This is a genomic window from Pseudomonas sp. MF6751, assembly GCF_016613265.1.
Taxonomy (GTDB): domain Bacteria; phylum Pseudomonadota; class Gammaproteobacteria; order Pseudomonadales; family Pseudomonadaceae; genus Aquipseudomonas; species Aquipseudomonas fluorescens_BV.
In genome coordinates, this window is the sequence record NZ_JAENSV010000002.1 from 150,913 (window position 1) to 174,704 (window position 23,792).

Here is a 23,792-nt window from a genome sequence, read left to right on the forward strand (position 1 = left end):
AGACCCAGAACACACCATAAGAATTTCAAAAAACGGGTACAAACCTCATGCCTCTGCAAAATTCAGCCCTGGCCGCGCGCCCGGGCAACCCGCACGCCGGCATCGGCGACAAGATCCGCGGTGCCCTGGCCGTGGGTAAAACGCGCTGGGGCATGCTGGCCCTGGTGTTCTTTGCCACCACCTTGAACTACATCGACCGCGCCGCCCTGGGCGTGATGCAACCGATCCTCGCCAAGGAAATGAGCTGGACGGCGATGGACTACGCCAACATCAACTTCTGGTTCCAGGTCGGCTACGCCATCGGCTTTGTGCTGCAAGGCCGCCTGATTGACCGGGTTGGCGTCAAGCGCGTGTTCTTCTGCGCCGTGCTGCTATGGAGCCTGGCCACCGGCGCCCATGGCCTGGCCACCTCGGCGGTCGGCTTTATGGTCTGCCGGTTTGTCCTCGGGCTGACCGAAGCCGCCAACTACCCGGCCTGCGTCAAGACCACACGCTTGTGGTTCCCGGCGGGTGAACGGGCAGTGGCCACCGGCATCTTCAACGCTGGCACCAACGTCGGCGCGATGATGACGCCCATGCTGCTGCCGTTGATCCTGCACGTGTGGGGCTGGCAGGCAGCGTTCCTGTGCATGTCGGCACTCGGCGGTATCTGGCTGGTGCTCTGGGGCTTGAAGTACTACAACCCGGAAGACCACCCCACCGTTAAACAATCCGAACTGGACTACGTGCAACAGGAAGTCGAGCCGGAACAACCCCGCGTGCCGTTCAGCCGCATCCTGCGCATGCGCGGCACCTGGGCCTTCGCCCTCGCCTACTCGCTCACTGCGCCGGTGTTCTGGTTCTACCTGTATTGGCTGCCGCCGTTCTTGAACCAGCAATACAACCTGGGCATCAACGTGACCCAGATGGGCATTCCGCTGATCATCATTTACCTCACCGCCGACTTTGGCAGCGTGGGGGGCGGGATCCTGTCGTCATTCCTGATCGGCCGTGGGATGAACTCGATCAAGGCGCGGCTGTTGTCGATGTTGCTGTTCGCCTGCTGCATCGTCGGCGTGATCATGGCGGCCGGCTCCAGCCAGTTGTGGGTGGCGGTGTTCGCCATCTCCCTGGCCATCGGCGCACACCAGGCCTGGACCGCCAACATCTGGAGCCTGGTGATGGACTACACGCCCAAGCACATGATGAGCACGGTGTTCGGCTTCGGCGGCATGTGCGCGGCCATCGGCGGCATGTTCATGACCCAGATCGTCGGCCATATCCTCACGGTGACCAACAACAACTACACGGTGTTGTTCACCCTGATCCCGGCGATGTACTTCATCGCACTGGTGTGGATGTACTTCATGGCGCCGCGCAAGATCCCTACGGTAGACGTTTAACTAACGCCGCCGCTGCTGCCAGGCAGCGGCCAACCCGCTCATGCAGATCACCCCGATACCCACCACCGTGGTCATATCGGGGGTATGGCTGAACACCAGCCAGCCCAACAACCCCGCGAACACGATCTGACAATAGCCAAACGGCGCCAGCAAGGCCGGCGCCGCGAAGCGGAACGCCTGGGTGAGCATCAGGTGCGCGGTCATCCCGCAGGTGCCCAGCGCCAGCATCATCACCGCGTGCCACAACGTCGGCACTTGCCAGAAGAACGGCACCATCGCACTCATCACCAAGGTGTTGCACAGGCCGGCGAAGAAGTTGCTGGTAGTCGGGCTGTCGTATTGGCTGAGGATGCGCGTAAGCAACTGGTAGAAGCAGAAGAACAGCGCCGAGCACAGCGGCAGCAATACCGCCGGGGTAAACAGCTCGCCGCCGGGGTGGATGATGATCACCACGCCGATAAACCCGCAGATCACCGCCAGCCACTGGCCACGGGTCACGTGCTCACCGAGCAACGGCACCGACAGCGCCGTCACCAGGATCGGCGCAAGGAAGTTCACCGCTGTAGCTTCGGCCAACGGGATGTAATGCAGCGCCGTGGTGAAGAACAGGCTGGTGCCCAACAGGCATAACGCCCGCACCACCTGCATGCCCGGCCGCTTGCTGCGCAACACGCGCAGGCCCGATTGCGGCAGGAAGATCCCGGCCATCAGCAAGGTGTGGACCATGTACCGCGCCCACACCACCATCACGATCGGGTAAAACCCGGCCAGGTATTTGGACAAGGCGTCGTGGCTGGAGAACAGGAACGTCGCCAGCACAATCAGCAGGATGCCTTTGAACGGATGGTTGACGCCGGAGAGCGGGGTACTGACAGTCATTGAATTCTCTTGTGTGGCGAGCGGGACGCTGAGCGCTGAACCAAGTCGCGCTCAACCCGGTAATCTAGCAGCCGGGCCGGAGTCTGCCCCAAGAGCATAACCAAACACCGGGCGAACAGCGCACTAAATCGATGGATCCGAGTCCAACGCTGCACGCTCGCCCCGGCGTTGCACACTTTTTAACCAAGGCCTTGCCGCTATGAAAAAAATCCTCTTTGCCCTGTCTGCCCTCGCCCTGCTCGCCGCCTGCGATAAAACCCCGAAAGAAGCCCCCAAGCCCGCGCCCGCCTCCGTGCAAGCGACCCTGGTGCCCGAGACCCCGCCCACCGATAAATGGGTCGGCAAGTGGGTCGGCGTCGAAGGCTTGCACCTGACCATCGCCAAGGACGACAGCATTGGCCGCGGCCACTACCTTCTCACCATGCAATATGGCCTGGACGCCGATGACGCCGGCACCTTCAAAGGTGAGGCCGCTGAAGACGGCATCGCCTTCACCCGCCCCGACGGCCCGCAGCTGTTGCGCGCTGGCGATGGCGCCGCCACCGGTTTGAAGTGGCTGGCGGATAAAAAAGACTGCCTGATCGTTGCCACTGGCGAAGGCTATTGCCGTTAATACCGACCATAATCAATCACGGTTAGCACACAGAGGATTGCTCCCATGCTATGGAAAAAAGGCCGACGCAGCGACAACGTGGTGGATGCCCGTAACGACAGTGGCGGCGGCGGTGGCGGTATGCGCTTCGGCGGCGGCAAGGGCCTGAGCCTCACAGCCATCGTGCTGATCGTCGGCATTGGCTGGCTGACCGGCCAGGACCCGATGCAGATTCTTGGCCAATTGACCGGCCAGATGGAACAGGCGCCGTCGGTCAGCACCCAGCCGCGTCAAGCGCCCCCAGCCAACGATGAGCAAGCCGACTTTGTGCGCGCCGTGCTGGGCGATACCGAAGACACCTGGGGCCAGGTGTTCCAGGAAAATGGGCTGGCCTATAAGAACCCGAAGCTGATCCTGTTCCGTGGCCGGGTGAACTCAGCCTGCGGTGGCGCCACCTCGGCCAGCGGCCCGTTCTACTGCCCGGCTGACCAGCAGGTGTACCTGGACCTGGATTTTTTCCGGGAAATGTCGCAACGCTTCCAGGCCGCCGGTGATTTCGCCCAGGCCTACGTGATCGCCCACGAAATCGGGCACCACGTACAAACGTTGCTGGGCATCTCGTCCAAGATCCAGGCAGCGCGCCAACAGGGTCGGCAGATGGAAGGCGACGGTGGCCTGCTGGTTCGCCAGGAACTGCAAGCCGATTGCTTTGCCGGCGTGTGGGCCAACCATGCGCAAAAACGCCTGAACTGGCTGGAACCCGGTGATATCGAAGAGGCCCTGAACGCAGCCAATGCCATCGGCGATGACCGCTTGCAGCAACAAGGCCAGGGGCGCGTGGTACCCGACTCGTTCACCCACGGCACATCGGCCCAGCGCGTGCGCTGGTTCAAGACCGGCTTCGCCCAGGGCCAGATCACTCAATGCGATACCTTCGCGGCCAAGAGTCTCTAAATGATCAAACGGTTGGGGTTACTGCTGGGTGTGCTCGTGTCCTGTTGCACCTTCGCGGCTGAACACGGCGTCAAGGTGGTCAGCCCCGATCGCCTTCATCTGGAGGCCGGCGACCTCAGCCTCGGCGTGAGCCAAAACTGGGGCCAGCCGCTGCCCAAGGTCACGCGCGCATTGATCATCGTGCATGGCCGCCTGCGCAATGCGCAGACCTATCTGCAAAGCGGCATCGACGCCGCCACCCATGCCGGGGTCGGCGGCACTACGCTGGTGATCGCGCCGCAGTTTCTGAATCAATCGGACGTGAAGCGTAACCATCTGGGCAATCAGGTATTGCGTTGGAAGGGCAACGACTGGATGGCTGGCGAAGCTTCCACCGCGCCTGGGCAGGTCAGTTCTTATGGCGCTCTGGACCAGATCATCAAGCACCTGGGCAACCGCAAGCTGTTCCCGGCGCTGAAGGAAATCGTGATCGCCGGGCATTCCGGTGGCGGCCAGGTTGTCCAACGCTTCGCCCTCACCGGCCATGACCACCCGTTGCTGCAAACCGAAGGCATCAGCCTGCGGTACGTGGTGGCCAACCCATCGTCCTACGCCTACTTCAGCCCGCAGCGGCCGGTACCGTTCGATACGGCCAGTTGCCCAAGCTTCAACGACTGGAAATACGGCATGCAAAACCTGCCGGATTACGTGGGTGAGCGAGGCGCCCAGCAACTGGAACAAGCCTACGTCTCACGCGACATCACTTACCTGTTGGGCCAGCAGGACACCGACCCCAACCACCCGGCATTGGATAAAAGCTGCGAGGCCGAAACCCAGGGTGCGTATCGGCTGCTTCGTGGCCACAACTATTTTGACTACCTCAAGCAGCGGCATCCGCAGTTGGGCCACCGGCTGGTAGAAGTGCCGGGGGTGGGGCATGACGGGGACAAGATGTTTACCTCGCCAGAGGGAGAAAAGGTGCTGTTCGCCCAGTAGCACCTGAAGGAACCCCATCAAAATGTGGGAGCTGGCTTGCCTGCGATGACGGACTGTCAGTTGATAAAGTGTCAGCTGACCCACCGCTATCGCAGGCAAGCCAGCTCCCACATTTGATCTCTGTCGCCCGGGTTAGATCATTCGGCGCAACGCCGCACAATCCTCGGCATGCCAATCCGCCAATTCCGGCCAAGGGTTCTCCGGCAAGTTCACCAACACCGTCTTGGTGCCCGCTGCCCGGCCACAATCCAGGTCAAAGCGATAATCCCCCACCATCACCATTTCGCGGGGTGCTACGTCCCAAGCCGCCGCCAGTTTCAGCAACCCACCGGGATCCGGCTTGTGCGGCGCATCATCGCGCCCCAGCACGTCCTCAATGGCAAAGCAGTCCGCCAGGCCTATCGCCTCCAGGGTGATATGGGCCAGTTCCCGCGCATTACGGGTCAGGATCCCCAAGCGATAACCGCGCCCGGCCAATTCGCGTACCAGCTCAACGGCACCTTCGGCCGCTATGGAACCCAGCGCCAGCTCGCGCTCATGCTCCAGCAACCAGGCATGTTTGGCCTGCGCGACATCTGCCGGCAATGCCGCGAGGTGCGTGAGAATGTCGTCTTCAGGCGGGATCTGCAGCGCCACGCGGATAGCCGCAAAATCATGCACCGCCACCGTGAGGGTGCCGTCCATGTCGAACACCCAGTGCTTCACGTCGCAGAGGCTCATGCCCAATCCTTGCGATGGCGGATCAAACCTTCCTGAGTCACCGACGCCACCAGTTGCCCGGCGCGGTTGTACACGCTGCCCCGGGAGAAACCCCGGGAGTTGCCGGCCCACGGGCTGTCCATGGCGTACAGCAACCAGTCATCGGCACGCAGGTCGGCGTGGTACCACAGCGCGTGATCGAGACTGGCGACCTGCATGTCTTTCTGCCACACGGTCTTGCCATGGGGCAGCAACGAGGTGGTCAACAGGCCGAAGTCCGAGGCGTAGGCCAGCAGGTATTTATGCAACGCCGGCGTGTCCGCCAAGGCACCGTCGGCACGAAACCACACGTACTTGACTGGGTCGGACGGCTGCGGGTTGAACGGGTCTTTTTCGGTGACCGGGCGCACTTCAATGGGCTTGGGGCACAGCAACTTGTCGCGCATGTGCTCGGGGATCAGGTGCGCACGTTGCTGGGTCAGCTCCAGCTCCGACGGCAGGTTTTCCGGGCCCACTACCACCGGCATGGTGGTTTGGTGCTCGAAGCCTTGTTCGTCGTACTGGAACGAGGTCGTGCAGGTGAAGATCGGATTGCCCTTTTGAATCGCGGTGACACGACGCGTGCTGAAACTGCCGCCATCGCGCACGCGGTCCACCGAATACACCACCGGCAACGCGGCATCGCCAGGGCGCAGGAAATAACCGTGCAGGGAATGCACATGCCGCGCTTCTTCTACGGTCTGGCTGGCCGCCGACAGCGACTGGCCGAGCACTTGGCCGCCGAACAGTTGGCGAAAGCCCAGGTCCTGGCTGCGGCCGCGAAAGAGGTTTTCCTCGATCGGCTCCAGGGTCAGCAAGTCCACCAGATCTTCCAATACTTGGCTCATTGAAACTCTCCTCAAAGCAAAACGGTATCCACCTGTAGGAGCGAGCTTGCTCGCGAAGGTCGTTAACGATGACGCAGCGCTTCTGGTTTACCGCAGCGCTCTTGCGTTCTTCGCGAGCAAGCTCGCTCCTACGGGTTTCTGTTGAGCATGACCGCCTGCTTATCCGTGCAGCGTGTCCAACCATTGGGCGCGGGTGATGCGGTACAAAACATGCGGGCGCAGCGGGTCACCGGCTGCGACTTTCGGGTGTTCAAAATCTGCCTGCGGATCGTAATGCATACCGATGGCCTGCATGACTTTTTGTGAGGGCAGATTGGCTTCAGTGGTGAAGGCCAGGATTTCGTCCAGTTGCAAGCGGTCAAAACCACAGCGCAACGCCGTCCAGGCCGCCTCACTGGCATAACCCAGGCCCCAATGTTCGCGGGCCAGGCGCCAGCCGATCTCCACCGCCGGGGTAAAGCCGGCTTCGAAGCTGACATTCGCAAGGCCCGTCAGGCCGATAAATTCACCAGTGTCCTTGCGCTGCAAAGCCCAGAACCCAAAGCCATATTCAGCAAAATGCCCGCGAATACGGCCGATCAACGCTGCGCTCTCCAAGTGGCTCAATTGAGCCGGGAAGTAACGCATCACCTGCGGGTCGGCGCACATGCGCGCAAAGTCCGGCAGGTCGCTGTCGCGCCATTGGCGCAGCACCAAGCGTGCACTTTCCAATTCCAGTATCGGCTCCATGGGTCCCCCCTGCCTTGCCATGTGCGTGAGTGTACAGCGCTGTTAAGATCCGTCGCAGGTTCCCGTCAGAAAATCCCATGCCCTTGCCATTGATCTACCACGAAGACTACAGCCCTGAGTTCCCGGCGGACCACCGGTTCCCCATGGACAAGTTTCGCCTGTTGCGTGACCACCTGGTGGACAGCGGCCTCACCGAAGACAGCCAATTGCTGCGCCCGCCGCTGTGCCCGGCAGACATTTTGGCCCTGGCCCATGAACCTGGGTATATCGAACGCTACATGAGCGGCGAACTGTCCCGCGAGGACCAACGCCGCCTTGGCCTGCCGTGGAGCGAAGCCCTGGCCCGGCGCACGGTGCGTGCGGTGGGCGGCTCGATACTGGCGGCCGAACAGGCCCTTGAACATGGCCTGGCCTGCCATTTGGCGGGTGGCACCCACCATGCCCATTACGATTATCCGGCGGGTTTCTGCATTTTTAATGACCTGGCGGTGATCAGCCATTACCTGTTGGCCAGCGGCCGGGTCAATCGCGTGTTGATCTTCGATTGCGACGTACATCAGGGCGACGGCACCGCACGCATCCTGCACGACACACCGGACGCCATTACCGTGTCGCTGCACTGCGAAAAGAACTTCCCGGCACGCAAGGCCCAGAGCGACTGGGACATCCCGCTGCCCATGGGCATGGGCGATGCCGACTACCTCAAGGTGGTGGATGACGCGCTCAACTACCTGCTGCCGCTCTACCAGCCGGACCTGGTGCTGTACGACGCCGGCGTGGATGTGCACAAGGACGACGCCCTTGGTTACCTCAAGCTGACAGACGAAGGCGTCGCCGCCCGTGATGAAAGCGTGATGCGCCACTGCCTGGGCCGCGACATTCCAGTGATGGGCGTGATCGGTGGCGGCTATAGCAAGGACCGCCCTGCCCTCGCCCGCCGCCACGGCATCCTGCACCACAGCGCACAGCGGGTATGGACGTCATCAGGCTGTCATTGAAGTGTGAGCGTTACTCACAATGCCTGTGGAACGGCCTGTGGATAACTTGAGCGTAAGCGGCTACAAGCGTTTGACCGCATGGCCTGTAGGAAAGTGTACGTTTTTTGATCATGCAGCGGCGTCGTGGTCGGGTAGAATGCTCGGCCTATTCACATCACCGTAGCCCTGCCCATGCCTCAGAGTTCTGCCCACCACGTCTCCATTATCGGCGGCGGCCCCGCCGGGCTGATGGCCGCCGAAGTCTTGAGCCAGGCGGGCGTGCGGGTGGACCTGTACGACGGCATGCCGTCGGTGGGGCGCAAGTTCCTGCTGGCCGGCGTGGGCGGCATGAACATCACCCACTCCGAGGCGTACCCGGCGTTCCTGTCGCGCTACGCCGAACGCGCGCCGCACATGGCGCCGTTGCTGCGCAGCTTTGGTGCCGAGGCGTTGTGCGAATGGATTCATGGCCTGGGTATCCAGACCTTTGTCGGTACCTCCGGCCGCGTATTTCCTACCGATATGAAAGCCGCGCCACTGTTGCGCGCCTGGCTCAAGCGTCTGCGGGAGCAAGGTGTGGTTATCCACACCCGGCATCGTTGGACGGGTTGGAATGACGAGGGCGATTTACTTATCCACAGCCCGGACGGCGAAAAAGTTGTCCACAGTGATGCTGTGTTGCTGGCGTTGGGCGGCGGCAGCTGGTCGCGATTGGGCTCCGACGGTGCATGGCTCAACCTGTTTGAAGGCAAAGGCCTGCCCTATGTGCGACTGCAACCGAGCAACTGCGGGTTTGAAGTGTCGGCATGGAGCGCGTTGATGGTCAGCAAATTCGCGGGCGCACCGTTGAAAAACGTCGCCATTGGCCTGGGGGATGACAAACCTCGGCTGGGTGAATGCGTGATCACCGCCACCGGCATTGAAGGCAGTTTGATTTACGCCTTGTCGGCGCCGATTCGCGAAGCGATCAACCGCGACGGTGCGGCCACGGTGCATATCGATTTGCTGCCCAGCAAGCCGTTGGACAAGGTGCAGGCCGCATTGGCCAAGCCCCGTGGCTCGCGTTCGATGAGCAAGCATTTGCACAGTCAGTTGGGGCTGGATGGGGTGAAAGCGGCGTTGTTACGCGAGTTGACGCCCGCTGAACACTTCACCGATCCGGCGCAATTGGCGGTGGATATCAAGGCGTTGCCGCTGACGCTGGTGAGGACGCGGCCGATGGATGAGGCGATCAGCACGGCGGGTGGTGTGCCGTTTGAAGCGCTGGATGAGCGGTTGATGCTCAAGCCGTTGCCTGGGGTGTTCTGTGCGGGGGAAATGCTCGATTGGGAGGCGCCGACCGGTGGATATTTGCTGACCGGCTGTTTTGCCAGTGGCCGGGCGGCTGGGCTGGGGATGTTGGAGTGGCTCCACCGCTGAGCGCTGCGGTGGATTCAAGGCCCCCATCGCAGGCAAGCCAGCTCCCACCTTTGACTGTATTCACAATTCAAAGGTGGGAGCTGGCTTGCCTGCGATGAGGCCATCAGCCACCGCGCAAAATCACTTCTTCTTACGCGGCCCAGTATTAAACACCGGCACCTTGCGCACCGGCTTGATCGACGGCTCAGCCGGGGCTACGTCCCCACTGTCCACCCACTTGCCCAGGTTGCGCTTGCTGCCACCGCCGGACGCTTTAGGCTTCTTCGGCTTTTTCGGCTTCTTGACCACCTGCCCGCTGGCATCGGTGTCCGGCACGCGGTGCTCCGGCTCGAAATCCGGTTCCATCTTGCGGGTGAGGGTCTGACGGGTCAGCATCTCGATGGCCGAGAGCATGTTCACCTCATCGGCACACACCAGGGAAATCGCCTCACCGGTGTTGCCCGCACGCCCGGTACGGCCGATACGGTGGATGTAGTCCTCGGCCACGATCGGCAGGTCGAAGTTGACCACCAGCGGCAGGTCTTCGATATCCAGGCCACGGGCCGCCACATCGGTGGCCACCAGGATTTGCACTTCGCTGGCCTTGAAGCGGTCCAGTGCGCGTTGGCGGGTGGCTTGGGGTTTGTCGCCATGGATGCCGTCGGCGTTGACCCCCAGGCCCTGCAACTTGTCCACCAGCGCATCCACGCCGTTGCGGGTCTTGGCGAATACCAGCACCTGCTTCCAGCGGCCTTTGCGCATCAGGTGCACAAACAGCTCCGGCTTGCGCTTCTTGTCCACCGGCACCACCCACTGCTTGACGGTGTTGGCGGCAACGTTGCGTGGGCTGACTTCGATGCTCAGCGGGTCGTTGAGCATCTGCCCGGCCAGCAGGCGAATGTCATCGGAGAAGGTCGCGGAGAACAACAGGGTCTGGCGCTTTTTCGGCAGCATGCGATAAATGTTGGCAAGCTCTTCGGAGAAGCCCAGGTCGAGCATGCGGTCGGCTTCATCCAGCACCAGGGTTTGCAGCTGGTTGAGCTTCAGCGCGTTCTGGCGGAACAGATCGATCAGGCGGCCAGGGGTGGCGACCAGAATGTCGACGCCTTTGCGCAGCTTCATCATCTGCGGGTTGATGCTCACGCCGCCGTACACCGCGTAAGTGGTCAGCGGCAGGTGTTGGGCGTACTCGGCAACGCTGGCATGAACCTGCTCGGCCAGTTCACGGGTGGGGCACAGGATCAGCGCACGCGCCGAGTTGGCGGCGACTTTCGGCCCTTCCAGGGTCAGCAGTTGCAGCAGCGGCAAAGCGAAACCTGCGGTCTTGCCGGTGCCGGTCTGGGCCGCGGCCATCAGGTCGCGACCGGCCAGCACTGCCGGAATGGCTTGCGCCTGCACCGGCGTCGGGGTCTGGTAGCCAAGCGTCTCAAGGGCGCGCAGCAAGGGTTCGATCAGGCCAAGGGTGGCGAAAGTCATGTAGTTACCGTAGGAAAAATTCAGCGCAAGGGCGTAATGCGCGGCAGTTTACCTTATTTCGGGTTTGGGCTTGCGCCATTGGGGCAGGCTGATCAGCAACACCGCGCTGATGATCACCAGCATTGCCAGGGCTTCTTCCAGGCCGATGCTCTCGCCGACGAACACAATCCCCAGCAACACGGCGACGGCCGGGTTCACGTAGGCATAACTGGTCGCCGCCGCCGGGCGTACGTGCTTGAGCAGGTACATATAAGCGTTGAAGGCGATGATCGAGCCGAACACCGTGAGGTACGCCAGGGCCAGCCAGCCCTCCAACGGCGGCATGGCCTGCAGGTGCTCGCCAGACAACGCGCTGACGATCAGCAGCGCCACGCCAGCCACGAGCATTTCCGCGGCGCTGGCCATGGCGCCTTGGGGCAGCGGCAAATGGCGGCTCCACACCGAGCCGAAGGCCCAGGACGCCGCCGCCATCAACAGCAACACCGCGCCCAGTGGGCTCGACTGCAAGGTACTGCCCATGTTGAGCATGGCGATGCCGATGATCCCCAGCAGCACCCCTGCCCATTCCAACCGCGTATTACGCGCGCCCCAGAAAAACCCACACAGCAAGGTAAACAGCGGCACCGTCGCCACCGCCAGCGCCGCCACGCCGGACGACACGCCCATATGTTCCGCCACGCTGACGCCACCATTGCCCACGGTGAGCAACAAAATGCCGATCATCCCGGCCGCCTTCCACTGCGGCCAGGTCGGCGCCGGCACCCCGCGCCATCTGAGGAAGCCATACATCAATACCCCCGCCGTGCAAAACCGAATCCCCGCCAGCAACAGCGGCGGCCAGTACTCCACGCCGATACGGATCACCAGGTAGGTGGAACCCCAGATCACATACAACGCAAAAAAGGCGGCGATCAACGGTAAGGGAAAGCGACGTGGGCCAGGCATTGGGCGGCTCTATGGCAGGAAATGGGAGACTTATTCTAGAAACGAAGGCGGATAAACTTAAGTTACAAAACCTGTTTAAAACGCCAATACACTTCTCAAACCATGGTTATCAAGGCTATAAACCGTGCTTTCGAAAGCCACGCGCAACCGGAGCCTTATCATGGACAAATATGACCGCATGCTCCTCAGCGCCCTGCTTGAAGATGGCCGTGCTTCCTACGCGCAACTGGCGCGCACCGTAAACCTCTCCGCCCCCGCCGTGGCCGAACGCGTGGCCAAGCTTGAGGCCAGCGGCGTGATCACCGGCTACCAGGCCAAGGTGGATTTATCCAAAGTGGGCTTGCCGATTCAATGCGTGATTGAATTGCGGCTGACCAACCATGGCAGCCAAAAGGTGTACGACGCCCTGGCGGAGATACCCGAACTGACCGAATGCCACCGGGTCACGGGCGACCCATGCGTGATCATGCAAGCGGCGGTGGGCTCGATGCCCGAGTTGGAGAGCCTGATTAACCGGGTCGCGAAGTTTGGCTTCAGCAAGACCTCGATTATTTTGTCCAGCGCCATAGAGCGGCGGGTGCCGTTGGGGCAATTGGAAGCCAATGGGAAAAATGCTGGCTGAGCGATCGTTCCCACAGGGATCGCGTACTGCCCGAGCGACGCGGTCAACTGTGGGAGCTGGCTTGCCTGCGATGGCGCCAGTGGCCTCACCGAAGAGTCGAACGCTGAACAATCAAATCGACTACCTGCTCAATCGTAGTGATGTGATCCCAATCCTCCTGCGTCGCTTGCAGCTTGAACTGCCACTTGATCTGCATGACAAAGCAGGTCAGGTCTTCATCAATGATGTCGAAGTCATGGATGAAATCGGTGTGCTCCGTCACATCGCGCCGGTCGATAAAACCGATGATATCGACGAACAGCTGGATCACTTTTTCGCTGATGTCGGCTCTGGCCAGGCTACCTTCCATTTCTCGCCTCATAGGCACACTTACCAATACTGACCAGGTCAAAGACTGCAAGCCCGGCAGCGACGAAGGGCATGCCTCGCCCGATGATGCCAAATACCCGCACCGTGCCAAACGTTGCCTTTGCCATTCTGGCCATGGTGGGTTGCCTGATCAACGTACGAGGGAAAAAGCGCATGCCGATCAGGCTAGCCAGGTTCGTGGTTTTGCTGGAGCCGACGTGAACCCAGGCACCCACCGCAATTTTGCTTATGGGTATGCCCGCCGCGCCAGTGATCACTGTGGCTGCCGTGAGGCCGTAGTGTTGCTGTGTACATTTCCAGAGTTCATCAAACGTCGTATCGGGCACAGCGGAGTCAGCGTGAATCGGCTTGAGTAACTGGTAATGAGGGCCATGACTCCAACCTGGCAAACTCGGCAACACCATGACTGCCGGGCAGCTTGTCATCGTGTTGCCCACATGAAACGCCATGCTTGAACTGGAACCCAGATCAATGCCATGTGGTTCGAGTTCCAACTTGCTTTGCATGATCGCTGTATGAAGGTCGCTTTCCTGCATGTTCTTTGTCCCTGTGCGTGAATGACACACAGAATGGTAGGTCGCAGTAAAACGCGATGGATGAGTAAAGAAGAAAACCAGAAAGGTCCTAACTCATAGCCGGATTTGACCTACCGACCATTCAGCGCTCAGGTGCCTTGTTTGCGTCGGATTCGGTAGCCAGTCTCGCCCTGCCATCGAATGCTCGGTGACCGGACGTGCAAGTCCGACGCCTTGGCCCACGCGTCGGGCGAAGTGATGAGATGCGTTGGGTGGAGATGGCGAAGGGGGTGGTGGGCCAGGCGTTGGAGTGCGCACAGCCTCGATAAACGACGCATAACCCCTGTGGGAGCCGGGCTTGCCCGCGATAGCGGAGGGTCAGGCAATAAATGGCTGGCTGATACACCGCTATCGCAGCATAGGTATCTACACAACTTCGGCACGACGCTAAATCTGTGGCGAGGGAGCTTGCTCCCGTGACGGCCCCGGCGGCCAGCGCATATCTACCTGACGCCCCGCGATCAAATTGTGGGAGCTGGCTTGCCTGCGATGGCGGCCTGGAAAGCCTACGCTGTTATACCGAGTGCATATCCATTCCTGCGGTAACGGCCACTTAGGGTTCCGCTCTGACAGCGGGTCACTTTTGGAAAAGAGCCCCAAAAGTAACCAAAAGGGCTCTTGCCCCACCACTCGGCACCTCGCCTAGGCTCGGTGTACCCGTAATCCGCCAGTGATTTGGGGGGCCGCCGCCACGCGCCATCCATGGCGCGGGGCGGCTAAACCGGCATCCCTGCCGGTTTACCCCCCCAAATCACTGTCGAATTTCGGCCAGCGTGGTTTAACGGGGCGCCTAAGATCAAAAGCAGATCAAGATCAAAAGCGACTCGCTTCGCATCGTGGTTACCGTCGACCGTTACAGCGTTGTGTAGATACTTATGGCTATCGCAGGCAAGCCAGCTCCCACATTGGAACTCCAGTGTTCTTGAGGCAGTAGCTGGATCAGAACCCGCGATGTTTCTTCAGGTGCTCATTGATCTTCGCGGCCGGCACTTTTTGCAAGGTACACAGCAAGTCATGGGACAGTTCCCGCAAGCCATGAGTCTGGCGCAGTTCCTGGGCCAGGTGCGCTGTGAGGTTGGCGGCCATTTCCGCATCCGCCAGCGCCCGGTGAGCCTGGCCGGTGTGGGGCAGTTTGGCGTAGGTGTTGAGGGTGCCGAGCTTGTGGTTGGGCGCCGCCGGCATCAGGCGGCGGGCCAGCAGCAGGGAGCAGGCGAATTTCTGCAGGCGGGTGCGGCGGATCAGGCCCAGCTCAAAGTCCCAGAACTTCTGGTCGAACGCGGCGTTGTGCGCCATCAAGGGCGTGGTGCCGACGAACTCATTGACTTCGTTCATCACCCGTTCAGCCGGTGGCGCGCTGCGCAGCATGGCGTTGCTGATGCCGGTGAGCTGTTCGATAAACGCCGGTACGCGCACACCGGCGTTCATCAGGCTCTGGTAGCGGTCCACGATCTGCCCACGCTCGAGGATGACCACGCCAATCTCCGTGGCCCGGCAGTGGCTGCTGGGGGTGATGCCAGTGGTTTCAAAGTCGATGACCGCTATACGTTCCAAACCTGTTCCAACTCCGTTCTACGATCTATTTGAGCAACAACGCGCCTTCGATCGGCACGTAGTGGCTGGCGGCGCGTATCAATGAGTTGGCCGTCAGCCCCGGCACGCCGTAGGCCACGGCCCGCACGCCATGCTTGTGGATGATGCGTTCGAGCAACATGTCGAAATCACCGTCACCAGAGGCCAATACGACTTCGTCGACATGGTCGGCGGCGTCCATGATGTCCAGCGTGATGCCCACGTCCCAGTCGCCCTTGGCCGAGCCGTCGCTGCGCTGGATGTACGGCTTGAGTTTTACCGTGAACCCCAGGTTGCGCAGGATCTGCTGGAACTGCTGCTGCTTGCTGTCGCCGCGGTCGATGGCATAGGCGTACGCCTCGACAATCTGCCCGCGCGCGCTGATGTCAGCCCACAGGGCGGCGTAGTTGAAGTGGCAACCATAGGCCTGGCGCACGGTGTAGTAGAGGTTTTGCACATCGGCGAACACTGCAATTTTTTTCACCGCACTTCCTCATGGACAGCCAGGCGCCAGCGCCCGGAAAGGGCGCCAGTATGCCAGCCAAGGGAGCGTTTCCGGGAAAAAATCAGACCGGAGCGCCGCAGCGCCCCGGGCCTGGTGTGTCAGACGAAGGAATCGTCGTCGCCAAAGGAAGAGGAATCGTCGGAATAATCGCTGTCGGCGAAGCTATCGGCGTTATTGCTGCCCCAGCTGTCATTGCCGGCAAACTTCTGGTCATCGTTGCCCCAGTTACCTGAATCACTGGCCGGTGCCGGTTGTTCGATGATCTCTTCCACCACCTGCGGTTGCTGGTTGTGATGGAACAGGCTGCTGATCCCTTCGGCCAGCAACACCCCACCGGCCACGCCGGCGGCGGTCTTCATGGCACCACCGAGGAAGCCACTGCCGGCTGGCGCGGCTGCCGGTGCTTGCGCCGGCTGATAGTTCTGCTGGGGCGCTGGCTGGTTGAACGATGGCCGCGCCGGTTCACGCCAGCCGCCACCGGAGTTGCTCGGCGCAGGCTGTGGGTCACGGGAGCCGCCGCCAAAGATGCTCGACAGGAACCCACCACCGCTGGCCGGCGCAGGTTGCGTGGCCTTGGCCCGTTGCAGCTCGTCCTGCAATTGCTGGATCTGCTGGGCCTGTTGCTTGTTCTGCGCGTCAAGACTCTGCAGCGCATGTTCCTGTACCAGAATCGACTGGGTCATGTAGTAGCCGACCGCGGGTTGGCGAGCCATATGCTCCTTGATCCGCGCTTCGGCCTGGGCGTCGCGGGGGGCTGAGTCCGTTTCGGCTTGCTGCAACCGTGAAAACAGTCCATCGATCAGGGTTTGCTCTTCGCTGTTCATGGCGACCTCGTTAGATTGCCGATAAAAAATTCCGGTCCCGCCTGTGATCAGGCTGGGGGCTTTCCAGTTATGGGGATGTTACGAGTTGTTTCAATGGTCTTTACTCAAGGTTTACGTTTGCGCCCCTTGGACCCTGATCGGTTAAAGTGTGGCCCTCTGCTTCCAGGCCTGTGATGACCCTGATGAATCCGTTAGACGTTTTGCGCGACTCCTTCCGCTTTACCCAGCGCAACCTGGGCGCCATCGTCCAGCTGTGCCTGCCATTGGTGATCCTCGAAGCCTTGCTGCAACAGGTGCTGGTCCACACGCTGGGCCCGGATGCGTTTCCCGGCTACAGCGTGGTCGTAGGTTTGTTGGTGTACCCGCTGTACACCGGTGCCCTGATCCTGTTTCTCGATGCCCGCACCCGAGGCGAGTCGCCGCGCACCAAGGACGTGTGGGCCATGGCCTTGAGCCTGTGGCCGCGTTTTGCCCTGCTGACAGCCATGAGCACCTTGCTGATTCTGTTGGGGCTGTCGCTGTATTTCCTGCCGGGCTTGTGGCTGATGGTGGTGTTGGCGTTTGCCGAATACCTGCTGGTATTACGCGGCATGCCGGCGTTGGCGGCGATGAAGGAGAGCTTTCGCCTGACCCGTGGGCATTTCTGGCGCATCCTGGTGTGCCTGCTGTGCGTGATGACGCCGTTGTGGCTGCTCAAGGGCGCCAGCGTGGCGGCGTACCCTGAGCCCGCGCCGTTGCTGGGGTTGCTGATGGACAGCGCCCACAGCTTCCTGCAACTGTTCACCAGCGTGGTGCTGTTCCGTTTATTCATGCTGATCGGTGGCGACGCCGACGTGCGGTGATATGCTCCGTGGCTCTTCTGACACGCATATAAGCCGAGCCGATGACCCGTTTATTGCGCATCACCCTGTTGAGCCTGTTGATCATCGCCGGCCTGCTGGCCGCGCTGATCTACAGCCTGACTTGGCGCCCTGCCGACAAAGAGACCCTGCCCGTCAGCTGCGTGGCACCCCGCGCCCCGACACTGTTACCGGGGCAAGCGCTCAAGGTCATGACCTGGAATGTGCAATACCTGGCCGGCAAGAACTACGTGTTCTGGTACGACACCCCGGACGGCAGCGGCCCGGACGATCGCCCCACCGTCGAAGACATGGCCTTTAGCCTCGACGAAGTGTCGCGGGTGATTCGCGACGAACAGCCCGACATCCTGCTGTTGCAGGAAGTCGACGAAGGCGCCAAGCCTTCCCACTATCAGGACCAGCTTGCGCTGTTGCAGGAGCGTCTGGTCGACCTCTACCCGTGCAGCGCCCACGCCTTCGACTGGAAAGCCGACTTTGTGCCCAGCCTGCACATCTTCGGTAGCGTGGGGCGCAAGCTCGCTACGCTCAGCCGCTACCAGATCGAACACGCCGAACGCCTGCAACTGCCAACCGCCGAGGCCAACTTCGTCAGCCGTCAGTTCCAACCCAAGCCGGCCCTGCTGCTGACGTATCTGCCGTTGAGCGACGGAGGCCAACTGGCGGTGCTCAACACCCGCCTGGACGGCGGTGCACCTGGCCGCTCGGCAGCGCAACAGCAGGTGCAAGCCACAGCCAAGCTGTTGGACAAGTTTGAGGGCCGGGGAACGCCCTGGTTGATCGGCGGGGATTTCAACCTGCTGCCACTGGGCCAATACCTGCGCCTGGACGCGGCTAAGCGTGGGCAGTATGCGCCGGACAGCGAGCTGCACATGCTGTGGGACAAGTACCCGATGATCCCGAGAAACAGTGAATCCAGCGGGATTGATCGTGAAAAATGGCTGACGCACTTCCCCAATGACCCGAGCCTGGACGGGCCGGATCGCACCTTGGATTATCTGTTCTATAGCCCTCGCATCAAGCGGGTGGAGGCGAAGGTGAGGCAAGAAGACACGTTGCGCATCTCCAATCATTTACCGGTCATTGCCCGCTTCCTGCTGCCTGCCGCGCAATGAGCGTTGACACGCCCCCCCTGTGGGAGCGGGCTTGCTCGCGAAGGCGGTGTGTCAGCCAGCGCATATATTAGCTGACCCGACGCCTTCGCGAGCAAGCCCGCTCCCACAGGTTGGATCTTTGTCGTCAGGATTTGCGGGGCTTGATCCTGGCCGTCGCTTCGGCCACCAACGGGTCATCCGGCCAATAATGCTTGGGGTATCGCCCCTTGAGATCCTTCTTCACCTCGGCATAGGTACTGCGCCAGAAGTTCGCCAGGTCCTGCGTGACCTGCACCGGCCGGCGCGCCGGGGACAGCAAGTGCAACTTCACGGCCAGGCGCCCGCCGGCAATGCGCGGGGTGTCTGCCAGCCCGAACAATTCCTGCAAGCGCACCGCCAGGATCGGCGGCTGCTCGCTGTAGTCCAGGCGTACCGATGACCCCGACGGCACTTTCACATGCTGCGGCGCCAGCTCTTCCAGGCGTTGGGGCAAGGGCCAGGGCAGCAGGTTGTGCAGGTAGCTGGAGATATCCAGGTTGGCGAAATGGCTGAGGCGCGAGACCTTGCCCAGGTAAGGCATCAGCCAGTGTTCGAGGCTGGCGAGCAGGGCTTTGTCGCTGAGGTCGGGCCACTCGCTGGTGTTGCTGGCATCCAGTTGGCGCAGCAGCATCACACGGGCTTGCCACTGACGCAGTTCCGGGGTCCAGGGCAGCAGTTCCAGGCCTTTGCGGCGCACCAGGTTGACCAGCGCCTGGCTGCGGGCGGATTCGTCGAGGCCGGTCAGGGGTTCGCGGCTGAGCACCAGCTCACCGACTTTGCGTTGGCGCTCGGCACGCAAGACGCCTTCGCGCTCGTCCCAGTCGAGTTGGTCGACGTTGCGCACTTGCTCGGCCAGCACCGTGTCGAACAGTGCCGGATCAAAATCCGCCGCCAGGTAGATGCGTTCTTCGCGCTGGCCCTGGCGGCTGCCCAGGTCGGCGATCACCAGCCAGGGTTGTTTCATCAGGCTGTCGGCTTCGGCAAACAGCGCTGCGCGGCCATTGGCCAGGCGGTATTCAGCTCCACCGGGGCGACGTTGCTGGGCGACGCGGTCCGGGTAGGCCAGTGCCAGCAAGGCGCCGAGCCAGCGCGGGTGGTCGGGGTTGTCCACCGGCTGGGTCGCCTTGCCGCGCAGGTAGCCACGGTATTGCCGGGCCAGTTGCTTGGCGCGCTGCACGCCACCCTGGGTACCTCGCGCACGCTCCTCGCCGGACATCAGCGCCAGGCGGCTGTGCAAGTCGGCACCGCCGCCGCGCAGGATATCGCGCTCGCCCAACAGCGCCGCCACGTCACAGGCGGTGGCGGCGAGCCCCAGGTCTTGGCCACGCAATAACAGGTGGGCAATACGCGGGTGCGCCGGCAACTCGGCCATTTTCTGACCATGGGTGGTGAGGGTTTCATCGTTCAATGCACCGAGGCGTTGCAACAGATCCTGGGCCTGGGCATACGCGGCTGTGGGTGGCGCATCCAGCCACACCAACTGGCTGGGGGTCACGCCCCAACGGGCCAGTTGCAAGGCCAGCCCCGCCAGGTCGGCGGCGAGGATTTCCGCGCTGCCATAAGCGGCCAGACCGTCGTGCTGGTCTTCGGACCACAATCGGTAACACACCCCCGGCTCCAACCGACCTGCCCGACCGGCGCGCTGGGTGGCGCTGGCGCGGGAGATGCGCTGGGTGTCGAGGCGGGTCATGCCGCTGCCGGGGTCGAAACGCGGCACCCGAGCCAACCCGGCGTCGATCACCACGCGCACGCCGTTGATGGTCAGGCTGGTCTCGGCGATGTTGGTAGCCAACACCACTTTGCGCTTGCAGGCCGGCGCCGGGTCGATGGCGGCGCGCTGTGCATTGAGGTCCAACTCGCCATGCAGGGGGCATAACAGCACGTCAGGGCGATCACCCAGGGCCTCGGCCAGTTGCTGGTTGACCCGGCGAATCTCCGCCTGCCCCGGCAGAAATACCAGCACGCTGCCGGTTTCATCCTCCAGGGCTTCGAGGATGGTTTGCACCACGCGCGGCTCGATAAACTCCCCGGCCTGGTAAGGGCGCCCCCAGCGCATCTGCACCGGGAACATGCGCCCCTCACTGCGCAGGATCGGCGCGTCATCCAGCAGACCGGCCAGGCGCTCGCCTTCGAGGGTGGCGGACATCAGCAGGATCTTCAGCGGCTGCTCGTCGCGAAACAGCTCGCGGCCGTTAAGGCTCAGGGCCAGCGCCAGGTCGGCGTCGAGGCTGCGCTCGTGGAACTCGTCGAAGATCAACAAGCCCACGCCGTCCAGCGCCGGATCGTCCTGCAGGCGGCGGGTGAGGATACCTTCGGTGACGACCTCGATGCGCGTGTTGGGGCCGACTTTGCTGTCCAGGCGAATGCGGTAACCCACGGTCTCACCGACCTTTTCACCCAGCTCACTGGCCAGCCGCTCGGCAGCAGCACGGGCAGCCAGGCGCCGGGGTTCGAGCATCAGGATGGTTTGCCCGGCGAGCCAGGGCTCATGCAACAAAGCCAAGGGCACGCGGGTGGTTTTACCGGCGCCGGGGGGCGCTTCCAGCACGGCTTCATGGCGATGAGCCAAGGCGTCACGCAGGGCGGGTAAAACATCATCGATCGGCAACGAATTCATACTGGCTCCAAAGCAGAGCGGCGAGTATAACGGCGAACTGCCGGATGCCGATGCGGGTCTCAAAAACACCCGCGCTTTGGGCTGTGAATGCAGTCGAGGGTGGGAGCTGGCTTGCCTGCGATAGCGGTGTGACAGTTGCCGCTGTATTCCCCGAGCCGACGCTATCGCAGGCAAGCCAGCTCCCACATGGGTTCATCGGCGCCTGGCCGATCTGGCTTATAGTCACCCTTAAATATGTTCAGGAGACTTTTTCATGCGTATCGCTTCCCGTGTCATCGGCGGTGTCCTCGCCGTTACCCTGCTGAGCCAACTCACCGCCTGCGGCTCGATTTTCTACCCCGACCGCCGTGGCCAGATCGACGGCAAGATCGACCCGACCATCACGGTACTCGATGCCCTCGGCCTGTTGTTTTATGTGATCCCCGGCCTGATCGCCTTCGGTGTCGACTTCGCCACGGGCGCCATTTACTTCGAACCGGGCAAGACCGCCCAGGTCGCCCCCGAGAAACTGCACGAAGCCATCGGCGCCGACGGCACGGTCGATAACGCCAAGCTGCAAAGCATCATCCAGAAGGAAACCGGCCGCACCTTGCCGCTGGATGACCCGCGCCTGATCCAGTTCAAGGGCAGCGTGCAGCAACTGGCGGCCCTGGGCCTGCAGCCTGCCGCGTAAGGACAGCTCATGACCAGCAGCCCCGAACACGCAAGGCTTCTGCGCCTGGCCACCCGCGCCTCGGTGGGCGTGGCCTGTGTGTTGATTGTGACCAAGGCCATCGCCTGGTGGCTCAGCGGCTCGGTGAGCATGCTCGCCGGGCTGACCGACTCACTGCTCGACGGCGTCACTTCGCTGTTGAATTTGCTGGCAGTGCATTACGCCTTGCGCCCGGCCGATGACGATCACCGTTATGGGCATGGCAAGGCGGAGTCGCTGGCGGGGATGGCGCAGGCCTTGTTTATCGCCGGCAGTGCGGTGCTGATTGCGCTCCAGGCGTATGAACGGCTCAAGCACCCAGAGCCGGTTGGCGCACCGTGGTTGAGTATCGGCGTGATTATCTTGTCCCTGGCGCTGACCGTGGCTCTGCTGGTGCTGCAACACCGCGTGGTGCGCGAGACCGGCTCCAATGCGGTGCGCGCCGACTCGCTGCATTACCGCTCGGACTTGCTGCTCAATGGCAGCATCCTGATTGCGCTGGTGTTGGCTGGGGTGGGCTTTCATCAGGTCGACGCCTGGTTCGGCCTGGGGATCGCCGCCTACATTCTGTGGAGCGCGATCCAGATCGCCCGGGAAACCTTTGCGGTGTTGATGGACGAAGAGCTACCGCCGGATGTCAGCCAGCACATGCTCGAACTGGCCCGTGGCGTACCCGGCGTGCTGGGGGCCCACGACTTGCGCACGCGGGTTTCCGGTAACCACTGGTTTGTGCAGTTGCATCTGGAATTGCCGGGGGAGTTGACGCTGTCGGTGGCCCACGGCATCAGCGACCAGGCCGCCGATGCCATCCACCGGGAATATCCGAAGGCCGAAGTGCTGGTGCACGCCGACCCGCGGGAAGTGGTCACCGGTAACAAAACCTAGTACTGCACCTGATAACCGCGACTGCCCAGGCAGTTGCCCTGGGCCTGGCGATAGGTTTGTACTACCGCAGGGTCCGGGGCGTAGGTAACGGTGCGCGGGTCGAAGCCACTTTGTTGCACCGCCCAGCGATAACAGTCGTAGCCGTCCTGCTGTACCTGGGCTGGCGATTGGCCGTTGGCCGGGTAAGCCACCACGTCATAACCGTTGCCTTGAGGCGTCGGCGCAGGTGATGGCACCTGCGTCGGTGGTTGTACCACCACGTATTGCTGGGTGCTTTGCTCGTAGGCGTAATAGGCGCCTGCGGCGAGGAACAACAGCGAGCCGCCTACCCACACTTCACGTGCGTAGTCCGGCAGGTAATGCACGCGAATGCCATAGGGCGGCGTCACCACTACGTAGCGTGGGCCTTGGGGCCGGTACCAGTAGCCACCCGAAAAGAAGTAATCCTGGCCACGGTAGGGCACGCGGTAATTGCGATCGGGGAAACGGTCGATGACATATCCAGGGCGATGCTGCGGGCCTGGGCCCCAGCCATTGCCATGCCCGTCGGGACGACCGGGCCAACGGTTATCGTTGGGATGGTCATTGCCCGCACGCGGCCCAGGGCCACCGGCCTCCCAATGCCTGTTGTCATCGTTGCGTCGGGGAATATCACGGTAATAACCCTGGCGCGGCTCCTGGGTCTGGCGCACGGTATCGGGCCGGCCCTGGATGGGCAGGTTATTGGAGGGTTGCGGTTGCGGTGCCGGTCGCCCCGGCTCATGACCTTGAGGCCGGCCTTGCCATTGACCACCCTCGTGCTGGCCGCCACGATCACCCTGTGGGTTTTGTGGGCGTGGCTGATTGTGCTCAGGCCGTTGCCCCTGGCCCGGAGAGTTATCGCGTTCGTCGGCTATCGCCTGGGAGCTGACGCTGACCACCAGCAAACCAACACCTGCCATACGCCAGATGCGCTTCATGCTTTTCCTCACTGCGGATTGGGGCTTGATCATGAGACTGGAAAAGCCTCGCCCGGTTCTGAGACAGGTTATCAGTCACGAGAACTATTTTCTGAAGGCAAAACGCGCACAAAGAAAAAGGGGTGACCCGTCGGCCACCCCTTGAGAATTTCGTCCGCGCTCAACGCTTTTGACGTTGGCTCACCTCACGCCGTCTTGTGGACAGTGTGCAGCCTGGAGGCCGGCTCAACCCTGCTGGGGCGGCGGCCGCAACGGGCCTGATTGGGCGCGCTGCTGTGGACTGTTGTCCAGGC

At 62.1% G+C, this 23,792-nt stretch carries 24 protein-coding genes; 11 read left to right on the forward strand and 13 right to left on the reverse strand.

Translation table 11 applies throughout. The annotated features are described in order from the left end of the window. The first annotated feature begins 47 nt into the window (after nt 1-47). Nucleotides 48-1,382, forward strand: a complete 1,335-nt coding sequence (locus JJD66_RS02485; protein ID WP_014720038.1) for an MFS transporter — start codon at nt 48-50, stop codon at nt 1,380-1,382. Here the strand turns inward: JJD66_RS02485 and JJD66_RS02490 are convergent, their stop codons facing one another. Then, nucleotides 1,383-2,261 carry a DMT family transporter gene (locus JJD66_RS02490; protein WP_003194370.1) on the reverse strand — a complete coding sequence of 293 codons (879 nt, stop codon included), beginning with the start codon at nt 2,259-2,261 and terminating at the stop codon, nt 1,383-1,385. It lies immediately after the preceding gene. A gap of 199 nt (nt 2,262-2,460) precedes the next feature. Here JJD66_RS02490 and JJD66_RS02495 point away from each other — a divergent pair, with 199 nt between their 5' ends. From JJD66_RS02495 to JJD66_RS02505, 3 genes are read left to right on the forward strand one after another with little or no spacing between them, the layout of a single operon-like run. After that, nucleotides 2,461-2,874 (forward strand): lipoprotein, encoded by a 414-nt coding sequence (locus JJD66_RS02495; RefSeq protein WP_034126935.1) that lies wholly within the window; start codon nt 2,461-2,463, stop codon nt 2,872-2,874. Between the two features lie 45 nt (nt 2,875-2,919). After that, the gene (ypfJ, locus tag JJD66_RS02500) at nt 2,920-3,807 is read left to right on the forward strand and encodes a KPN_02809 family neutral zinc metallopeptidase (protein WP_014720040.1); all 888 of its coding nucleotides are present in this window, start codon (nt 2,920-2,922) and stop codon (nt 3,805-3,807) included. Further along, on the forward strand, nt 3,808-4,782 hold the full coding sequence (locus JJD66_RS02505; protein WP_200647539.1) for an alpha/beta hydrolase: 975 nt from the start codon (nt 3,808-3,810) through the stop codon (nt 4,780-4,782). A 132-nt stretch (nt 4,783-4,914) separates the two neighbouring features. On the opposite strand, the gene JJD66_RS02510 is transcribed toward JJD66_RS02505, so the two are convergent. The 3 genes from JJD66_RS02510 to JJD66_RS02520 form a co-directional block, all read right to left on the reverse strand. Then, the gene (locus JJD66_RS02510) at nt 4,915-5,502 is read right to left on the reverse strand and encodes an HAD family hydrolase (protein ID WP_089042497.1); all 588 of its coding nucleotides are present in this window, start codon (nt 5,500-5,502) and stop codon (nt 4,915-4,917) included. Continuing rightward, nucleotides 5,499-6,368, reverse strand: coding sequence for an acyl-CoA thioesterase II (gene tesB / locus JJD66_RS02515; RefSeq protein WP_200647540.1), 870 nt, complete (start codon nt 6,366-6,368; stop codon nt 5,499-5,501). The genes JJD66_RS02510 and tesB overlap by 4 nt, the downstream gene beginning before the upstream one ends. A gap of 159 nt (nt 6,369-6,527) precedes the next feature. Then, on the reverse strand, nt 6,528-7,097 hold the full coding sequence (locus JJD66_RS02520; RefSeq protein WP_054896171.1) for a GNAT family N-acetyltransferase: 570 nt from the start codon (nt 7,095-7,097) through the stop codon (nt 6,528-6,530). 77 nt (nt 7,098-7,174) lie between these two features. Here JJD66_RS02520 and JJD66_RS02525 point away from each other — a divergent pair, with 77 nt between their 5' ends. Both JJD66_RS02525 and JJD66_RS02530 read left to right on the forward strand, forming a co-directional pair. Next, entirely contained in the window at nt 7,175-8,095 is a 921-nt protein-coding gene (locus JJD66_RS02525; RefSeq protein WP_102666350.1) for a histone deacetylase family protein, read from the forward strand. 171 nt (nt 8,096-8,266) lie between these two features. Next, a complete protein-coding gene (locus tag JJD66_RS02530; protein ID WP_200647541.1) occupies nt 8,267-9,493 on the forward strand; it encodes a TIGR03862 family flavoprotein in 1,227 nt (408 codons plus the stop codon). Between the two features lie 120 nt (nt 9,494-9,613). Here JJD66_RS02530 and JJD66_RS02535 read toward each other — a convergent pair whose 3' ends face one another. Further along, complete coding sequence (locus JJD66_RS02535) at nt 9,614-10,948, reverse strand: DEAD/DEAH box helicase (RefSeq protein WP_200647542.1); 1,335 nt, start codon at nt 10,946-10,948, stop codon at nt 9,614-9,616. Between the two features lie 48 nt (nt 10,949-10,996). Then, the gene (yedA, locus tag JJD66_RS02540; RefSeq protein ID WP_034126930.1) at nt 10,997-11,893 is read right to left on the reverse strand and encodes a drug/metabolite exporter YedA; all 897 of its coding nucleotides are present in this window, start codon (nt 11,891-11,893) and stop codon (nt 10,997-10,999) included. Nucleotides 11,894-12,053: 160 nt separating this feature from the next. On the opposite strand from yedA, the gene JJD66_RS02545 reads away from it, so the two are divergent. Continuing rightward, nucleotides 12,054-12,515: an Lrp/AsnC family transcriptional regulator gene (locus JJD66_RS02545; RefSeq protein ID WP_054918076.1), complete on the forward strand. Its 462-nt coding sequence runs from the start codon at nt 12,054-12,056 to the stop codon at nt 12,513-12,515. Between the two features lie 85 nt (nt 12,516-12,600). Here JJD66_RS02545 and JJD66_RS02550 read toward each other — a convergent pair whose 3' ends face one another. The 5 genes from JJD66_RS02550 to JJD66_RS02570 form a co-directional block, all read right to left on the reverse strand. After that, nucleotides 12,601-12,864 carry an acyl carrier protein gene (locus JJD66_RS02550; RefSeq protein ID WP_198715367.1) on the reverse strand — a complete coding sequence of 88 codons (264 nt, stop codon included), beginning with the start codon at nt 12,862-12,864 and terminating at the stop codon, nt 12,601-12,603. Continuing rightward, complete coding sequence (locus JJD66_RS02555; protein ID WP_200647543.1) at nt 12,854-13,420, reverse strand: hypothetical protein; 567 nt, start codon at nt 13,418-13,420, stop codon at nt 12,854-12,856. Before JJD66_RS02555 ends, JJD66_RS02550 begins: the two co-directional genes overlap by 11 nt. Nucleotides 13,421-14,398: 978 nt before the next feature. Beyond that, the gene (locus JJD66_RS02560) at nt 14,399-15,010 is read right to left on the reverse strand and encodes a 3'-5' exonuclease (protein ID WP_032895195.1); all 612 of its coding nucleotides are present in this window, start codon (nt 15,008-15,010) and stop codon (nt 14,399-14,401) included. A gap of 25 nt (nt 15,011-15,035) precedes the next feature. Beyond that, nucleotides 15,036-15,512 carry a LabA-like NYN domain-containing protein gene (locus JJD66_RS02565; RefSeq protein WP_003194396.1) on the reverse strand — a complete coding sequence of 159 codons (477 nt, stop codon included), beginning with the start codon at nt 15,510-15,512 and terminating at the stop codon, nt 15,036-15,038. 119 nt (nt 15,513-15,631) lie between these two features. Beyond that, the gene (locus JJD66_RS02570) at nt 15,632-16,357 is read right to left on the reverse strand and encodes a DUF2076 domain-containing protein (protein ID WP_105228619.1); all 726 of its coding nucleotides are present in this window, start codon (nt 16,355-16,357) and stop codon (nt 15,632-15,634) included. A 182-nt stretch (nt 16,358-16,539) separates the two neighbouring features. Between JJD66_RS02570 and JJD66_RS02575 the strand changes: the two genes are divergently transcribed. Then, entirely contained in the window at nt 16,540-17,199 is a 660-nt protein-coding gene (locus JJD66_RS02575) for a YciC family protein (protein WP_200647544.1), read from the forward strand. Between the two features lie 41 nt (nt 17,200-17,240). Continuing rightward, a complete protein-coding gene (locus JJD66_RS02580; RefSeq protein ID WP_200647545.1) occupies nt 17,241-18,329 on the forward strand; it encodes an endonuclease/exonuclease/phosphatase family protein in 1,089 nt (362 codons plus the stop codon). A 124-nt stretch (nt 18,330-18,453) separates the two neighbouring features. Here JJD66_RS02580 and hrpB read toward each other — a convergent pair whose 3' ends face one another. Beyond that, nucleotides 18,454-20,964: an ATP-dependent helicase HrpB gene (gene hrpB / locus JJD66_RS02585; RefSeq protein ID WP_200647546.1), complete on the reverse strand. Its 2,511-nt coding sequence runs from the start codon at nt 20,962-20,964 to the stop codon at nt 18,454-18,456. A 253-nt stretch (nt 20,965-21,217) separates the two neighbouring features. Between hrpB and JJD66_RS02590 the strand changes: the two genes are divergently transcribed. Both JJD66_RS02590 and JJD66_RS02595 read left to right on the forward strand, forming a co-directional pair. After that, complete coding sequence (locus tag JJD66_RS02590) at nt 21,218-21,637, forward strand: polyribonucleotide nucleotidyltransferase (RefSeq protein ID WP_200647547.1); 420 nt, start codon at nt 21,218-21,220, stop codon at nt 21,635-21,637. A gap of 9 nt (nt 21,638-21,646) precedes the next feature. After that, complete coding sequence (locus JJD66_RS02595) at nt 21,647-22,540, forward strand: cation diffusion facilitator family transporter (RefSeq protein ID WP_200647548.1); 894 nt, start codon at nt 21,647-21,649, stop codon at nt 22,538-22,540. Here the strand turns inward: JJD66_RS02595 and JJD66_RS02600 are convergent. Then, a complete protein-coding gene (locus JJD66_RS02600) occupies nt 22,537-23,499 on the reverse strand; it encodes a DUF6515 family protein (protein ID WP_200647549.1) in 963 nt (320 codons plus the stop codon). The two genes, JJD66_RS02595 and JJD66_RS02600, sit on opposite strands and share 4 nt — an antisense overlap. Nucleotides 23,500-23,792 lie beyond the last annotated feature (293 nt).

What these genes read in the sequence shown, in the direction of transcription:
- JJD66_RS02485 (WP_014720038.1), top strand. Translation starts at nt 48, where the DNA reads ATGCCTCTGCAAAATTCAGCCCTGGCCGCGCGCCCGGGCAACCCGCAC.
- JJD66_RS02490 (WP_003194370.1), bottom strand. Translation starts at nt 2,261, where the DNA reads ATGACTGTCAGTACCCCGCTCTCCGGCGTCAACCATCCGTTCAAAGGC.
- JJD66_RS02495 (WP_034126935.1), top strand. Translation starts at nt 2,461, where the DNA reads ATGAAAAAAATCCTCTTTGCCCTGTCTGCCCTCGCCCTGCTCGCCGCC.
- ypfJ (WP_014720040.1), top strand. Translation starts at nt 2,920, where the DNA reads ATGCTATGGAAAAAAGGCCGACGCAGCGACAACGTGGTGGATGCCCGT.
- JJD66_RS02505 (WP_200647539.1), top strand. Translation starts at nt 3,808, where the DNA reads ATGATCAAACGGTTGGGGTTACTGCTGGGTGTGCTCGTGTCCTGTTGC.
- JJD66_RS02510 (WP_089042497.1), bottom strand. Translation starts at nt 5,502, where the DNA reads ATGAGCCTCTGCGACGTGAAGCACTGGGTGTTCGACATGGACGGCACC.
- tesB (WP_200647540.1), bottom strand. Translation starts at nt 6,368, where the DNA reads ATGAGCCAAGTATTGGAAGATCTGGTGGACTTGCTGACCCTGGAGCCG.
- JJD66_RS02520 (WP_054896171.1), bottom strand. Translation starts at nt 7,097, where the DNA reads ATGGAGCCGATACTGGAATTGGAAAGTGCACGCTTGGTGCTGCGCCAA.
- JJD66_RS02525 (WP_102666350.1), top strand. Translation starts at nt 7,175, where the DNA reads ATGCCCTTGCCATTGATCTACCACGAAGACTACAGCCCTGAGTTCCCG.
- JJD66_RS02530 (WP_200647541.1), top strand. Translation starts at nt 8,267, where the DNA reads ATGCCTCAGAGTTCTGCCCACCACGTCTCCATTATCGGCGGCGGCCCC.
- JJD66_RS02535 (WP_200647542.1), bottom strand. Translation starts at nt 10,948, where the DNA reads ATGACTTTCGCCACCCTTGGCCTGATCGAACCCTTGCTGCGCGCCCTT.
- yedA (WP_034126930.1), bottom strand. Translation starts at nt 11,893, where the DNA reads ATGCCTGGCCCACGTCGCTTTCCCTTACCGTTGATCGCCGCCTTTTTT.
- JJD66_RS02545 (WP_054918076.1), top strand. Translation starts at nt 12,054, where the DNA reads ATGGACAAATATGACCGCATGCTCCTCAGCGCCCTGCTTGAAGATGGC.
- JJD66_RS02550 (WP_198715367.1), bottom strand. Translation starts at nt 12,864, where the DNA reads ATGGAAGGTAGCCTGGCCAGAGCCGACATCAGCGAAAAAGTGATCCAG.
- JJD66_RS02555 (WP_200647543.1), bottom strand. Translation starts at nt 13,420, where the DNA reads ATGCAGGAAAGCGACCTTCATACAGCGATCATGCAAAGCAAGTTGGAA.
- JJD66_RS02570 (WP_105228619.1), bottom strand. Translation starts at nt 16,357, where the DNA reads ATGAACAGCGAAGAGCAAACCCTGATCGATGGACTGTTTTCACGGTTG.
- JJD66_RS02575 (WP_200647544.1), top strand. Translation starts at nt 16,540, where the DNA reads ATGAATCCGTTAGACGTTTTGCGCGACTCCTTCCGCTTTACCCAGCGC.
- JJD66_RS02580 (WP_200647545.1), top strand. Translation starts at nt 17,241, where the DNA reads ATGACCCGTTTATTGCGCATCACCCTGTTGAGCCTGTTGATCATCGCC.
- hrpB (WP_200647546.1), bottom strand. Translation starts at nt 20,964, where the DNA reads ATGAATTCGTTGCCGATCGATGATGTTTTACCCGCCCTGCGTGACGCC.
- JJD66_RS02590 (WP_200647547.1), top strand. Translation starts at nt 21,218, where the DNA reads ATGCGTATCGCTTCCCGTGTCATCGGCGGTGTCCTCGCCGTTACCCTG.
- JJD66_RS02595 (WP_200647548.1), top strand. Translation starts at nt 21,647, where the DNA reads ATGACCAGCAGCCCCGAACACGCAAGGCTTCTGCGCCTGGCCACCCGC.
- JJD66_RS02600 (WP_200647549.1), bottom strand. Translation starts at nt 23,499, where the DNA reads ATGAAGCGCATCTGGCGTATGGCAGGTGTTGGTTTGCTGGTGGTCAGC.